13 protein-coding genes, 2 pseudogenes and 2 other annotated features are annotated in these 15,781 nt (G+C 30.3%); of the genes and pseudogenes, 2 read left to right on the plus strand and 13 right to left on the minus strand.

Annotated elements, in window-relative coordinates:
* The first annotated feature begins 29 nt into the window (after window positions 1-29).
* Complete coding sequence (locus KGF41_RS08560; protein ID WP_227840285.1) at window positions 30-899, plus strand: methionyl aminopeptidase; 870 nt, start codon at window positions 30-32, stop codon at window positions 897-899.
* Window positions 900-949: 50 nt separating this feature from the next.
* Here KGF41_RS08560 and KGF41_RS08565 read toward each other — a convergent pair whose 3' ends face one another.
* The 9 genes and pseudogenes from KGF41_RS08565 to KGF41_RS08605 all read right to left on the minus strand — a co-directional run.
* Entirely contained in the window at window positions 950-1,141 is a 192-nt protein-coding gene (locus KGF41_RS08565) for a ferredoxin (RefSeq protein ID WP_227827447.1), read from the minus strand.
* A gap of 160 nt (window positions 1,142-1,301) precedes the next feature.
* Complete coding sequence (gene epsC / locus KGF41_RS08570) at window positions 1,302-1,892, minus strand: serine O-acetyltransferase EpsC (RefSeq protein WP_227827446.1); 591 nt, start codon at window positions 1,890-1,892, stop codon at window positions 1,302-1,304.
* Window positions 1,893-1,918: 26 nt separating this feature from the next.
* Window positions 1,919-2,827 carry a cysteine synthase A gene (gene cysK / locus KGF41_RS08575; protein WP_227856570.1) on the minus strand — a complete coding sequence of 303 codons (909 nt, stop codon included), beginning with the start codon at window positions 2,825-2,827 and terminating at the stop codon, window positions 1,919-1,921.
* A 236-nt stretch (window positions 2,828-3,063) separates the two neighbouring features.
* Window positions 3,064-3,690 carry a K(+)-transporting ATPase subunit C gene (locus KGF41_RS08580; RefSeq protein WP_227827444.1) on the minus strand — a complete coding sequence of 209 codons (627 nt, stop codon included), beginning with the start codon at window positions 3,688-3,690 and terminating at the stop codon, window positions 3,064-3,066.
* 18 nt (window positions 3,691-3,708) lie between these two features.
* Entirely contained in the window at window positions 3,709-5,766 is a 2,058-nt protein-coding gene (gene kdpB / locus KGF41_RS08585; protein WP_227827443.1) for a potassium-transporting ATPase subunit KdpB, read from the minus strand.
* 24 nt (window positions 5,767-5,790) lie between these two features.
* Complete coding sequence (kdpA, locus tag KGF41_RS08590) at window positions 5,791-7,467, minus strand: potassium-transporting ATPase subunit KdpA (RefSeq protein ID WP_255287884.1); 1,677 nt, start codon at window positions 7,465-7,467, stop codon at window positions 5,791-5,793.
* A 45-nt stretch (window positions 7,468-7,512) separates the two neighbouring features.
* A complete protein-coding gene (gene kdpF, locus KGF41_RS21130) occupies window positions 7,513-7,605 on the minus strand; it encodes a K(+)-transporting ATPase subunit F (protein ID WP_413894737.1) in 93 nt (30 codons plus the stop codon).
* Between the two features lie 409 nt (window positions 7,606-8,014).
* Window positions 8,015-8,647 carry a YitT family protein gene (locus tag KGF41_RS08600; RefSeq protein ID WP_227827442.1) on the minus strand — a complete coding sequence of 211 codons (633 nt, stop codon included), beginning with the start codon at window positions 8,645-8,647 and terminating at the stop codon, window positions 8,015-8,017.
* Between the two features lie 368 nt (window positions 8,648-9,015).
* Window positions 9,016-9,375 (minus strand): annotated as a pseudogene (locus KGF41_RS08605) (sugar ABC transporter substrate-binding protein); the annotation flags it as partial.
* A 377-nt stretch (window positions 9,376-9,752) separates the two neighbouring features.
* On the opposite strand from KGF41_RS08605, the pseudogene KGF41_RS08610 reads away from it, so the two are divergent.
* Window positions 9,753-9,881, plus strand: a pseudogene (locus KGF41_RS08610) (helix-turn-helix domain-containing protein); the annotation flags it as partial.
* 89 nt (window positions 9,882-9,970) lie between these two features.
* Here KGF41_RS08610 and KGF41_RS08615 read toward each other — a convergent pair.
* The 4 genes from KGF41_RS08615 to KGF41_RS08630 all read right to left on the minus strand — a co-directional run bounded on the left by KGF41_RS08615 (window position 9,971) and on the right by KGF41_RS08630 (window position 15,085).
* Entirely contained in the window at window positions 9,971-11,356 is a 1,386-nt protein-coding gene (locus KGF41_RS08615) for an APC family permease (RefSeq protein ID WP_227827441.1), read from the minus strand.
* Between the two features lie 323 nt (window positions 11,357-11,679).
* The gene (hisD, locus tag KGF41_RS08620; RefSeq protein WP_227827440.1) at window positions 11,680-12,945 is read right to left on the minus strand and encodes a histidinol dehydrogenase; all 1,266 of its coding nucleotides are present in this window, start codon (window positions 12,943-12,945) and stop codon (window positions 11,680-11,682) included.
* Between the two features lie 224 nt (window positions 12,946-13,169).
* Entirely contained in the window at window positions 13,170-13,754 is a 585-nt protein-coding gene (locus tag KGF41_RS08625; protein ID WP_227856571.1) for a hypothetical protein, read from the minus strand.
* A 113-nt stretch (window positions 13,755-13,867) separates the two neighbouring features.
* Window positions 13,868-15,085 (minus strand): homoserine dehydrogenase, encoded by a 1,218-nt coding sequence (locus KGF41_RS08630; protein WP_227433002.1) that lies wholly within the window; start codon window positions 15,083-15,085, stop codon window positions 13,868-13,870.
* Between the two features lie 84 nt (window positions 15,086-15,169).
* Window positions 15,170-15,408: a binding site (T-box leader), on the minus strand.
* Between the two features lie 69 nt (window positions 15,409-15,477).
* Window positions 15,478-15,718: a binding site (T-box leader), on the minus strand.
* Between the last annotated feature and the right edge of the window lie 63 nt (window positions 15,719-15,781).

The following is a 15,781-nucleotide window of genomic DNA, read 5'->3' on the forward strand; positions in this document are numbered from 1 at the left end:
TTAAATAAATAATAAAAGGATGAAGAGTTATGAAATTAAACAGAAATGATGCTTGTTGGTGTGGAAGTACTAAAAAATATAAAAAATGTCATATGGATATAGATAATAAAATAAATTCATTCGCTCAGCTAGGTCATATTGTACCTACTCATGACATCATAAAAAATGCAACACAAATTGAAGAAATAAAAAAAAGTGCTGTAATAAACACAAAGATTTTAGATTATATTTCAGATAAAATTAAAGTTGGAATGTCTACAGAAGATATAAATGAATTAGTCCACAACTTTACATTAGAAAATGGAGCTATTCCTGCACCACTAGATTATAATGGTTTTCCTAAAAGTGTATGTACATCAATAAACAATGAAGTTTGTCATGGTATCCCAAGTAAAGACATCATATTAAAGGATGGAGATATTATAAATGTAGATGTTTCTACTATTTTTAATGGATATTACTCAGATGCTTCAAGAATGTTTATGGTAGGAAATGTTAAAGAGAATGCAAAAAAATTGGTTCAAGTTACTAAAGAATGCATTCAAAAAGGTCTTGAGGCTGCTAAACCATGGGGATTCTTGGGTGATATAGGTGATGCTATTAATTCTTATGCAAAAGAAAATGGATATTCTGTTGTTAGGGAAATTGGTGGGCATGGAGTTGGACTAAATTTTCATGAAGACCCATTTGTAAGTTATGTTTCTAAAAAAGGAACTGAAATGTTATTGGTTCCTGGAATGATATTTACGATAGAACCTATGGTAAACGAAGGAACTCATGAGATTTTTGTTGATGAAGAAAATGATTGGACTATCTACACAAAAGATGGTAAATTATCTGCTCAATGGGAGTGCATGATTTTAGTTACAGAGACAGGAGCTGAAATTTTAACTCAATAAAAAATAAAAGCCTATAAAGATTGAGTTTTCAATCTTTATAGGCTTTTATTTTATTCATGCACATCTATTGCATCAACTGGACAGCTTTCTCTAGCTTCTGCTGCTGATTCTTCAGCATCACTTGGTATTTCATCAACTATAACATGTGATTTTCCATCATCCTTCATATCAAATACTTCTGGACATATTGATGGACATAATCCACAACCTATACAAGTATCTTGATTAACATTTGCTTTCATAATAAAATCCTCCTAAACGTTACAAATTTAAAATTTTGTTTACCAAAGATTGGCGAACTAAAACTTTGACCTTCAGTTCTTTTTTATTATGTCCTCAAATTTGAAAATAATACCTTTTCAAAATAAATTTTATAAAATTTATTTTATAGTTGTATTATGACTATATATAATATACATTGTCTAGCTCTTCGTATTCGTAGGATACTTCTCTTTTATTCTTTTTTACAGGTTCTAGATTTCTTATTTTCACTATTTTTGCTGGTATACCAACAACTGTGGCTCCATTAGGTACATCTTTAACAACAACTGAATTTGCACCAATTTTTGAATTAGAACCGATATTTAAAGGTCCTAGTATTTTTGTTCCAGCTCCAATTAATACATCATCGCCAACAGTTGGATGTCTCTTTCCAGTATCCTTTCCTGTAGCACCCAAAGTAGCTCCTTGATATATTGTTACTCTATTTCCCACTTCAGCTGTTTCACCAATTACAACACCCATTCCATGGTCTATCAAAATACCTTCTCCCATTTTAGCCCCAGGATGTATTTCTATACCAGTCATAAATCTGGATATCTGGGATATTAATCTAGCTGTAAAAAGCATCTTCTTCTTATAAAGAAAATGAGCTATTCTATGCATTATCATTGCATGCACTGATGGATATAGTAAAAAAACTTCTATCTTAGATCTAGCTGCTGGATCATTTTTCATTATATATTCAATATCTTTATTTATTTTTTTAAACAAAGTATTCACTCCCTCAAATAAAATTATTAAAATATTCCCATGGACATATATTTATCTACTCCATCTGGAGCTACTGTTACTATTTTTTTATTTGGATATTTTTTCTCCATTTCCATAGCACCAAATATATTTGCTCCAGAAGATATACCTACCAAAATCCCTTCTTTTGATGCAAGTAATTTAACTGTATCAAAAGCATCTTCATCATCCACTAATATTACTTCATCAACTACACTAGAATCATAATTTTCAGGAACAAAGTTAGCTCCTATTCCTTGTATTTTATGAGGTCCAGTTTTATTTTCTGATATAGCTGGAGATTTTTTTGGCTCAAGTGCAACTACTTTTATGTTTGGATTTTGCTCTTTTAAATATCTTGCAGTCCCTATTAAAGTACCACCTGTTCCAACTCCACATACAAATATATCTAAATCTTTAACATCATTCATAATCTCAACTGCTGTTGTTTTATAATGTGCATTTGGATTGTCTTTATTTTCAAATTGTTTCAAACTTTTATAATTTGGATTTTCTCTCAATAATTCGTTTGCTTTTTCTATAGAACCTGCCATTCCAGCTTTTCCATCTGTAAGTACTAAATTTGCTCCATAAGCCTTCATTAAATCTCGTCTCTCGATACTCATAGTCTCTGGCATTACTATTACTACTTCATATCCTTTTAATCTTCCTATCATGGATAATGCAATGCCAGTGTTTCCACTAGTTGCTTCTACTAGTACATCTCCCTTTTTTAATTCTCCTCTTTTTTCTAATCCTTCTAGCATTTCATAAACTGCTCTATCTTTTATACTTCCAGCTGGATTTACTTTTTCTAATTTTACATATATGTTAGAACACCCGTTAGTACATCCTAAATTATTCAATCTTACTACAGGTGTGTTTCCTATCAACTCTAATGCGTTATTATATAACATACTACTTCCTCCTATATGTCCAAATCTATTATCAAATTGATAACGATAAATATATTATAGTATTATCATTTTGATAATGCAACCTTTTTTTGGATTTTATCCCTACAATTGTTTTATTCCTAATATTAGTAATATTCAAACAAAAAAGTGAAAATCATTATCGATTTTCACTCTTCAAACTTCAAGCTTTATGCTAAGTCATACACAATACTCCACTACAAAAACTCTACAAAATACTATATAAGACCTAATATTTTTGCAACCTCTACATTAACCTTTAACACATTAACTCTATCTTCACCTAAAACTCCGAAAAGTTTTTTTGAAGTATTATCATCTACAATTTTTTGTAATTTACTCTCTGATATTCCTGATACTTTTGCTATAGCAGGTATCTGAACCTTTGCAGAAGCAGGGCTTATATTAGGGTCAAGTCCTGAACCTGATGCTGTAAGTAAATCTGTTGGTATATCTTCTTTTTTTACACCTGGATTATCTTTCAAAAACTTTTCAATATCTTTTTGAACTCTATCATGAAGCTCTGGATTAGTTGCTCCATAATTAAAAGAACCTGATGAAACACCGCCATAAACTGTATTTCCATCCTTATCTGGTATTAAATCTTCTTTTGTATAAGTATTATAGTTTACTGATGAAACTCTTCCCTTAAAAAATCTTGCATCTGTAAAACTTTGACCAATAAGCTCTGAACCAACCTTTACACCATTTACTTCTATCATACTTCCATTAGCTTTATCTTTAAATGCAACTTGACTTACCCCTGTTAAAACAAGTGGATATACAAGTCCGCAAACAAATAACAATACAATACTTACAAGCAATGCTGGTTTTAATGTTTTCATTTTTATATCCTCCATTTATTAACCTAAATTAAGAACCATTACTAAAGGTGTAATTAATAAATCAATTACTTTTATTCCTAAAAATGGTACTATAACCCCACCAAGACCAAAAATCAGCATATTTCTCATTAGCATAGCTTGTGATTTCATAGGTCTATATTTTACCCCTTTCATAGCAAGAGGTATTAAACATGGGATGATTATAGCATTAAATATTAAAGCTGATAATATCGCACTAAATGATGTAGAAAGTTTCATTATATTTAATATCTCCATTTGAGGTATTGCAAGGGTGAATATAGCTGGTATAATTGCAAAGTATTTTGCAACATCATTTGCTATACTGAATGTTGTTAAAGCACCACGTGTTATTAAAAGCTGTTTTCCTATTTCAACCACTTCTAATATTTTAGTTGGGTCTGAATCTAAATCTACCATGTTTGCTGCTTCCTTTGCAGATGTTGTACCACTATTCATAGCAAGACCCACATCCGCTTGAGCAAGTGCAGGAGCATCATTTGTTCCATCCCCTGTCATAGCAACTATTTTTCCTTCAGATTGTTCTTTTTTTATTGCCTCTATCTTATCTTCTGGTTTACATTCTGCAATAAATCCATCCACACCAGCTTCTCTTGCAATTGTAGCTGCTGTTAAAGGATTATCTCCTGTACACATTATCGTCTTTATTCCTATCTCACGAAGTCTAGCAAATCTTTCTACAAGCCCTGATTTTACGGTGTCCTTTAAGTAGATAATACCGTATATCTCATTATTGACACACACTACTAGAGGTGTCCCTCCTAATTTTGCTACTCTATTTACACTTTCTTCTAAATCGTCTGGTACTAATCCACCAGAGGATTTTACTCGATTTATTATACTGTCATAAGCCCCTTTTCTAATAGCTGTTCCATCAGATAAATTTATACCACTCATTCTAGTTTGTGCAGAGAATTCTACAAACTCAGCTTCTTCAGCCTCTTTTGTTTTTCCTGTTGAACCTAGTTTTATCCCTAAATCAACTATAGATTTTCCTTCTGGTGTATCATCTTTTAATGAACAGATAACAGCATAGTTTATTAAATCTTTTGAATCAGCATTTCCAACTGCTATAAATTCTGATGCAAGTCTATTTCCATAAGTAATAGTCCCTGTCTTATCCAAAATCATAGTATCAACATCACCACAAGCTTCTACTGCTTTTCCTGACATTGCAATGACATTGAATCTAGTTACTCTATCCATACCTGCAATTCCAATAGCTGATAATAATCCACCTATAGTAGTTGGTATTAAGCATACTAAAAGTGCTATCATAGTAGAAATTGGAATCTTAACACCTGCATAATTCGCCATTGGATAAAGAGATATTAAAACAACCATAAATATAAGTGTTAACCCCACCAATAAAGTATTTAAAGCAATTTCATTTGGTGTTTTTTGTCTTGAAGCTCCTTCTACAAGAGCTATCATTTTATCTAAGAAGGATTCTCCTGGCTTTGTTGTGATTTTTATTTTTAGCCAATCACTTACAACTGTAGTTCCTCCTGTAACAGAAGCAAAATCTCCTCCAGATTCTCTCATAACAGGTGCAGATTCTCCAGTTATTGCTGACTCATCCACAGAGGCTATCCCTTCTATTACTTCTCCATCATTTGGAATAACTTCTCCTGCATTGACTAAAACAATATCTCCCAGTTTTAGCTCGCTTGCACTTATCATTTTTTCATTTCCTAATTTATCTAAAACTCTTGCCACTGTATCTTTTCTAGTTTTCTTTAATGTATCTGCTTGTGCTTTCCCTCTACCTTCAGCTACAGCTTCAGCAAAATTTGCAAAAAGAACAGTTATAAATAGTATTATTGTTACAATCCCATTATAAACTCTTAAGTTATTGCCTCCATCACCAAATAGACTAGGTACTATTGTAAGTATCAATGTTACTATAAATCCAATCTCTACAACAAACATAACTGGATTTTTCATCATATATTTAGGATTTAATTTTTTAAAAGCTTCTATAATGGAAGTTTTGAAAATATCTTTTGTAATAAACTTTGTTTTTTTAGTTTCCATAAAATTTTACTCCCTCCCAATTTTTTAGTGCCATAATACTAGATGCTCTGAAATAGGTCCAAGCGCTAAGGCTGGGAAAAATGTTAAAGCACCAACAATTAAAACAACCAATACTAAAATTATTGTAAATGTGAAATTATCTGTTCTAAGTGTTCCTATGCTTTCATTTACAGAGTTCTTAGATGCTAATAAACTTGATATTGCAAGTAATATTATAATAGATACATATCTTCCAAAAAACATAACTATACCTGTTGTTATATTCCAGAACATCGTATTATCTCCTAAACCTTCAAACCCTGAGCCATTATTAGCTGCTGAAGATGCAAACTCATATAAAACCTGTGATAATCCATGGAATCCAGGATTTGAAATTCCCTCAAGACCTGCTGGTATCGCTACTGAAAGTCCAGAGAACATAAGTATCAAAAGTGGATGTAATATAATAAGTAAAGCTATAAGCTTCATTTCTTTTCCTTCAATTTTCTTAGTTAAGAATTCTGGAGTTCTTCCTACCATCAATCCACATAAAAATACTGCTATTATAGCGTACATTAGCATATTCATAAGGCCTACACCTTTACCACCAAAAACAACATTAAGCATCATATTTAAAAGTGGTACTAATCCTCCCAAAGGAGTTAAAGTATCATGCATATTGTTAACTGTACCAGTTGTAAATGAAGTCGTCACTGTCGTAAACAATGCTGATTGAGCTATGCCAAATCTAACTTCTTTACCTTCCATACTTCCCATGCTTTGATTAAGTCCTAATTGTGATAAGATAGGATTTCCTGCACTTTCTGCTCTAAAGCAAACCATTAAACCTATTAAAAATATGATTGACATTGCACCAAATACAACCCAACCTTGTTTTTTGTTCTTTATCATATGTCCAAATGCAACAACACAAGCTCCTGGTAATATCATCATAGATAACATCTCTACTATATTTGATACTATTGTTGGATTTTCAAATGGATGTGATGAATTTGAACCAAAAAATCCTCCACCATTTGTTCCTAAGTGTTTGATTGATTCAAGTGCTGCTACAGGACCTTTAGCTATATCTTGAAGTTTTCCTTCTATAGTAGTTACTGTTTCTGTACCAGCAAAAGTCTGTGGTACTCCTTGTGTAACTAATATAATACCAATAATTAAAGCTCCTGGTAAAAGTACTCTTGTTGTTATTCTAATTAAATCTACATAAAAGTTGCCTAATGTTTTCTTTTTACCTACTAACCCTCTTACAAATGCCATGGCAGCTGCATATCCTGTCGCCGCTGATGTAAACATCATGTATATTATCACTGTCATTTGACTAAGATATGAAAGTCCTGATTCACCTGAGTAATGTTGAAGATTCGTGTTTGTCATAAAACTTATTATTGTATTAAATGATAAACTTTGTTCCATACCTTTAATTCCATTAGGATTAAAAATATGCATGCTCTGAGTTCTAAGTATTACATATCCTATAAACACCATGACTGCATTTGTAACTAATAAAGCTAAAGCATATTGCTTCCAATTCATTTCTTTGTTCTTATCTATGCTACATACCTTATATATACAATTATCTATTTTATCAAACACTTTATCTCCAAATGTTTTTTGATTAGTGGATATATGATATAAATATTTACCCATAGGTATTACTAAAATCATAAATATCGCCAATACTATTACTATCTGTACCATAAAAATTTTCCCCCCAATTCAACTTGCTTATTATCTCTATATTATTTAGAATTTTTCAGGATTAATAAGCGCATACACCAAATATACTATCAACATTACAATTACAACTGCCAGAAACCACATAGGTAATCCCTCCATATATTACATTATTTTTTTTCAGTTTGTTTCCCACACCAGCCAGCAAGCAACTTCATGGAAATAAATCCTATGGCCAATGATGCTATCATCACTATATCTAACATTTCGACTCCTCCATTTACTTTAGTTTATTTGATAAGTTTTGGTTTCATATTGCTACTTCATTTATCTTATCATTTTAGGTATAAAGATAGGGTTAAGATACATCTATTATTGATTAGTATTGCATAAATATAAATTTGAGGTTTTTAAATGAAATTCTAAAAATCGTATTCCCAGAAATTTTAATGTAATGTAGTAGTTTAAAATCATAAAAATTAAAATAAAATTATCTCTTCTATACTTAATTTAGACATAAAAAAAGGTGGCAAGTTTGCCACCTTTCAAAAATATTGTTATTTAATTTATATTAACATTCTGGAACTATGTCATTACTCATATCCATATCTAAATTTTTACCATGATAGTAAATAAAATCAATTACTTTACCACTAATCGTAACAGCAATCAAAGAATAAAAAATATCAAACGCTGATAGATAAAATAGTGATAACAACAATACAATAACATCCGTTGCTAGATAAACTTGCCCTATGTTCAAAGATGTAGTCTTAGAAATTACTAATGCTAAAGCATCGTCTCCTCCTGATGCACAACCTGCTTTTACTATTATCCCTACTCCTACTCCTACAGTTACACCTGCCAAAATAGTTGATAAAAGCATATTTTGTGATTGTGGTACAAGAGGTCCTATAGCCTCAAATAAATCATATAATACTGAAAAACTTATAGAAGCTACTATTGAATATATCAGGAATTTTTTACCGAAAAATTTATATCCTACTAAAAGTAGTAAACCATCAATTACAATATTTGCTATTGCTGGTTGTATGTTGAATAAATTTTTTAACAGTAGTAAAATACCTAACACTCCACCTTCTGTTATGTTGTTTAGATAGTAAAAATTATAAACTCCAAATGCTAATATTGCTGAACCTAATAATATAAGTCCAATCCTTTCTAAAAATAACCGCCTGGCCATATATATCCCTTCCTTTTTCTTAATTTATATATATTATATACAAAAGGATTGGCTTTGTATACCGCACTTTTTAAAACTTTAATTATACAAAATTTTTTTATTTTTTTCAATAGTTTTTTTATGTTTTTTCATGTTTTTTTAATAATTCTTTTGAACCTTAGTATTTTCAATGCCTTAAATGTTTTCTCATTTTACATAAGTTTATATTAATTTGACTTATAATTTAGTATAAATAAGTCTTTGTTTACATTAATTTTTTATTTGTTTAGAAATACTATCCAATAACTTATCACTAAGTTGTATTCAAATAAAGAGTTACTTTAGAAACTATATAAAGTAACTCTATAAATTTTGACATATGTAATCTTTTACCATTCACCCTTAAAGTCTGAGATATTATCCTTGTTGACCTCAACTTGTTTAATTTGTGTAACAGGCTCAACTTTTTCGCCTTTAAGGAAATTAGATGCCTTTTCTATGACTAATGCACCTTCTTCAACAGCAGACATATAAGTTGTACCATCTATTAACCCATCAGTTACAGCTTTTAATCCATCTTTACTTCCACCCAAGCCTATAACTTTAACTTTAAGACCAGCATCTTTTAAAGCTTGCCCTGCTCCTGTAGCAGAGTTATCATCTTGACATATTATAACATTAAAATCAGTTTTCTTTTGAATTAAATCTTCTGTTACCTTTAAGGCCTGCTCTTTCTCCCAATTTGAAGTTTGGTTATAAACTAAATGAAAATCCTATGAAATTGTATGAGTAAGAACAAATAAACCACCACCTTAATTTACATAAATAACTTTCTCTTACTATCTTCACTTCTTGTTTCCATAACAACACTCCTTTTATATTTATACTATAAACATACCTATATGCAATGTCAATAAACGTCACATACCCATTGAATTTCACGCTCTCCTTGTCCTTTATAAAAACATAGTCAATCAGTTCTGAATACTAGTCTTAGTTATCACTTCAAAGAAAATTTGCAAAGAAAGGGCATTCTTCAGATAGCTTTTGCTTAGCAAGCTAATCTGAGACGCCCTTTCTTTGATAAATGATATTGAATTTATAAACTGCTAAAAAAAAGCGTACCTTCTGTGGTATTTCACAGTCACAGCTTGCAAATGTTCTAGATATTTCCAGACAGAACCTCAATAAAATTGAAAACAGAAATGACAAAACTGAGCATACAGTAATGAAACGAAGACATACTACACTTTAAAATAATCTAAAATTATTGTGAAATGACTTTTCTATTTAAATAACTAATATATATTGTATTTTTGAATTGTGAATATGTAACTAAAATATTTAATCATAGTCTGGTGCTTTCTTTTCTGTATCACTATTTTTAGCCCAGAAAAAAAATACTACACCAAGAACTGACCATGCTATTAAAATTGCCCACTCATAAGGCCATAATAGAGATGCTGGAGCTCCTGGTAAATACATTAATCCTAAAAAAACACACATACATAATGATACGGCACCTACAAATTTATATCGTTTAACTTTATATGGTCTTATCATATTTGGTTCTTTATGTCTTAAAACAAGAAATGATATTGAAACCATCGAGTATGAAACTACGATTGAAGCTCCCCCAGCATCTGAAAGCCAAATCAACATATTTTCACCTAATAAAGGAACTATTGATGTAATTACTCCTATTAAAATAATTGCATTAGATGGAGTTTTATATTTTGGATGTAATTTAGCTAAAAATTTTGGTAGCATACCACAATTAGCCATGGAATATATGGCTCTGCTACCACCAACATAAAATGAATTCCAACTAGTAAGTATGCCTGCTATTCCACCAAGAATCAATATTTTAGATGCAATTTGGCTTCCTCCGTATACATTTCCCATAGCATCAGCAGTTACAAGTTGAGATGTCTGCATTTGTGAATCTGGCATTGCAAGTGATACTCCAAAAATTATCATTGCATACCACAAAACAGCCATAATCACAGATAGAATAAGTATATTACCTATTTTTTTGAAAGGGACATTCATCTCTTCTGCTGCTTGTGGTATAACATCAAATCCTACATACATAAAAGGTGTCATAACAGCAACTGTAAGTATTCCAGTTATACCATCTTTAAATAGTGGTTGAGCATTACCTAAGTCTCCATGAGTAAATGAACCAAACATAAGTGCTAATCCGATTAATGTAATCATAACAGTAAGTATACCCTGCAAAAATGCTGCTGTTTTTACTCCAAAATAGTTTACAACAGATATTACTATCGAACTTAAAACACCAACTATTACCCAAGTAAAATATACATCAAATCCTGCTACTTCATACAAAAATCCTTTAATATATCCAGGAAATATATATTGCAACACAGTAGGCAATGCGACTGCTTCAAAAGCTATAACAGAAACATAACCCAAAATAATAGCCCATGTACATACAAATGATGCATTTCTTCCTAGTGCTCTATAGCTAAACACTTGTTCTCCTCCACACTTTGGCATAGAAGATGTTAATTCAGCATAAACTTGTCCAACAAATAATACCATTACTCCTCCAATACCAAAAGCTATAATTGCTCCTAATGTACCAGCTCTTTGAATCCACTCACCAGATAAGACAACCCATCCCCACCCAATCATTGCTCCAAACGCTAATACAAAGACATCTCTTTTATTTAAAACCTTATCAAATTTACTATTGCTTTCCATAGGTTTTCCCCCTTTACAAATTAGTCTATAAATCTAATATTAATTTTTCTCAATATCTATCCCTCCAATATCAATTGATATCATTAAAAAATGACATAAAAATTTAGTATAAATACTTTCAAAATTTTCATTAATATTAGTTTAACATAAAATAACAATTCGTAAAACATTTTGAAGTTGTTTCTATGAAAAAGAAATAAATTTAAAGTAGATTATTTCTAAATTTATTTCTTTTAAAATCTAAACTATACATAAATAATTATTCCTAAAATACTATTTTTATCTCAATATCTGTTTTTACATTCATTAACCACTTTCTCTATCTACTTCTTAAATCTAACTTCAGCTGCCTTTGCATGTGCATATAGCCCTTCTTCTTTTGCTAGTTTTTCTGCAACAGGTGCTAATACTTTTATAGCCTTTTCATTCAGTATCTGCTTTGTACAAGTTTTTATAAAAGTACCAACCCAAACACCACCAGTATATCTTGATGCTTTAAGTGTTGGTAATGTATGATTTGTACCTGAAACATAATCACCAAATACCTCAGCAGACAAGTTACCAATAAATAGTGAGCCATAGTTAGTTAATTTATCACAAATTTCTTCGTATTTATTTACTGCTATTTCTAAGTGTTCAGGTGCATAAAAATTACTTATTTTTACTGCTTCATCTATATCATCAACCAGTATTATTTCACCATTATTTTTCCATGAATTATATGCAATATCTTTTGTTGGTAAATCTTCTAACATGATTTTTATATTTTTTTCAACCTCTTGTGCTATTTCTAAACTATCAGTTAATAATATACCCCTTGCATTTAAATCATGCTCACATTGTGCCAACAAGTCAGCCGCAATATAAACTGGATTTGAAGTTTCATCAGCTATTATAAGAACTTCACTTGGACCAGCTACAAAATCAATTCCAACTTGCCCATAACATTGTCTTTTTGCTTCTGTTACAAACTTATTTCCTGGCCCTACGATTATATCAACAGGTTTAATCTTTTCTGTACCATATGTAAATGCTGCTATAGCTTGAACTCCTCCAGTTGCATATATTTCATCAGCTCCTGCTATATCCATAGCTACTAATGTTTTAGGATTTATATTTTTAGTGTTTTTCATCGTTGGTGAACAAGCCACTATTCTTTTTACTCCTGCAATTTTTGCAGGTATTATAAGCATAAGAGCTGTTGAAAATAAAGGATATTGGCCACCTGGAACATATGCAAGGCATGATTCTATAGGAATATTAGTTTGACCTAAAATAACGCCTGGATAGATTTCTTTTTCAAAAGAATTTTCGAAACTAGCCTTTTGGGCTTTTGCAAATTCTCTTATATTTTTAGTAGCAATTTTCAAATTGTTTATAAATTCATCATCTACATGTTTATAGGCTTCTTTTATTTCTTCTTCAGTAATTCTGAATTCATCTCTTGTATTTTTATCAAACATTTCATTATATTTTTTCAAAGCAGTCTCTTTATTATTTCTTATATCTTCTATTATAGAACTTACTTGTTCTCTTAGTATTTTTTCATCTACCTTTTCTTTTATATTTGATTTTTTTATACTCTTCATCTTTTTCCTCCTAGTTTTATAATGTTATCATTCTAGCAATAAATAAAAACTCCCACCCTCTATCAATAACTAGAGGATAGGAGTTTAATCATATTGTACTCACCTCACTGACTGAGCACTATTTGTCTAATAACTATACTTATATTTCCGTTAATCTTTCTGAATTTTCTCTTTATTATACATAATATGATATATTTTAACTATTAATTTGTCAATGAAATTTTTTATCTTCTACAGCAATTGCAATTACATCTATCACATTTGCATCTGTCACAATTACACTTATGACATTTACATCTATCACAATTATGGTTATTATTGTTGTTTCCATTTCTTCTAGCTTCACATTCCATACCTTCGTCAAAGAATCTTCTAGACTCTTCTAGAGATTCTATACCTTGATAATTATAAGCTGAGTGTTCATTCCAAGATTTTTCTGCTTTTTCCCACATTTTTCTAGCTTCATTTTCAAATTTTCTTGCTTCTCTTCCTCTTTCTTCAGCTTCACAGAATGCTTCTCTTGCTTCTCTTTCTCTTTTTTCAGCTTCTCTTCTAAATCTATCACAATTTCTGTTTCTGTCTATGTCACAGTCTCTATTTCTATCTCTATCACAATCTCTGTCTCTATCTCTATCTCTATCTCTGTCACAATCTCTATCTCTATCTCTGTCACAATCTCTATCTCTATCTCTGTCACAGTCTCTATTTCTATCTCTATCCCTATCACATGAATTATTCTCATCTTGGAACCATCTTGATGTAGAATAACTTCTTCTATACCAATCTCCTGAACATCTATTATTTCCCATATAGCATATCTCCTTTTAATTTTAATTTTTTATGAGATGTTTTGTTTCATCTCATAGTATATAGTATTAAAATTTTCAAAATATGTTACATAGAAACCTATATTATTTTCTTTTTAGCTTATTTTCAACATTTTATTCATTTTTTCACAATATCCTTTATCTTTTATTAGACATAAACTGTTATTTATTTCATACTCAGAGTCAGCATAAACCATAATAGCAAGCTCATCATCATCATTTAAAATATCATAATTTACTAAGCAATTCCCAACTATATTCAATATTTCATCTTTATTACATTTTTTAAATCTAAGAAGTGCTCCACACTTTTCTCTAACTATTTTATTTACTTGTATTCTATCTTTAGTAAAAGAGTCTATACTAGAAACTCTATTATCTATTATATCAATAACATCTGAGTAAACTGCACTTCCTGTTGCTAGACTTCCAGCTCCCTTACCTACAAAAGAAACTTCTCCTACTGAATCTCCATTTACTATGACAGCATTAAACTCATTGTCTATTCTAGCAAGTATGTTATCTTTTTCCACTAGAACAGGTCTAACAAATGCACTTACTTTGTCATTTTCATATTTGCTTTGACCAATTAATTTTATCTTACAATTTAATTTTTTTGCATATTCTATGTCTTTTTCATCTATATCTGTAATTCCTTCTAAATATACATCTTTCCAGTATACTCTATTATCATAAGCTAGAGTTGACAATATTGATAGTTTTCTAGCAGCATCATATCCTAAGACATCTGACTCTGGGTTTGCTTCAGCAAAACCTAATTCTTGAGCTTGTTTTAATGCCATGTCATAAGACAAATCCTCATCATACATTTTAGATAATATAAAGTTAGTAGTTCCATTCAAAATAGCATTTATGCTATCTATATTATTTCCTTCTAATGATTCTATTATAGGCTTTAATACTGGTATACCTCCAGCAACCGAAGCTTCAAATTTAATACTTACTTTATTTTCACTAGCTAATTTTGCAAGCTCATCTCCACATTCAGCTAATAAATCTTTATTTGCTGTAACAACATGAATTTTATTATTTAATGCTTTTTTGATATAAGATAGTGTTGGTTCTAAACCACCCATAACTTCAACTAATATATCTATATCTTTCTCAAATATGTCATCTATATTATTAGTTATTATATTAGAGTATTTTTTTTCTTTATGTTTTTCTAAATTATTAACTAAAATTCCAACTATTTCTATATTTCTTTTCTCTTTATTATTATCTATTATATCTATAAGTCCACTTCCTACAGTTCCATATCCTAGTACTCCAATTTTCACTTTATTTTGCATTTTATTTTCCTCCTAAATTTATAATTTTCCGTTTTTTTTTAATTTTCAATCTTTTATTGTAATAAAAATAGACCCATCCCTATATAAAGGGACGAGTCTATGTTCGCGGTTCCACCCAATTTGATTTTTGTCAATTATTGACAAAATCCACTTTGTACTTTAACGCAGTTAACGGTTAATCTTACTAAAACTCTTTTTAGAGTAACTTCAGATAACAGCTCCTAGGTAGTTTTCAATCCCTCTAATTTAAAAAGTCTTTCAGCCGATGGACTTTTCTCTCTGATAATCGAATTAGATTTACTCTTCCTATTCATCGCTTTTATAATTTTTTATAATTCCTTTTTATACTTTCAAATAATATTTTAAATAACAAAAAACTCCCATCCTTATAACATAAGGACGAGAGTATAATTCCCGCGGTTCCACCTAATTTAGTTTTCATTTTTTATGAAAACCCACTTTAAACTTTAACGTAGTTAACGACTATTCTTACTAAAATCTATTAATATAGATAACTTCAGAAAGTAGCTCCTAGGTAGTTTTCAATCTCTCTAATTTAAAAAGTCTTTCAGCCAGCGGACTTTTCTCTCTGATAATCGAATTAGATTTACTCTTCCTATTCATCGCTTTTTTATTTATTATATTGTAATTCATTTTAAACCCTTACAAATAAATTGTCAATAGTTTTTTTAAATT

Source organism: Clostridioides sp. ZZV14-6150, from assembly GCF_020657875.1.
In the GTDB taxonomy this organism is placed as follows: domain Bacteria; phylum Bacillota; class Clostridia; order Peptostreptococcales; family Peptostreptococcaceae; genus Clostridioides.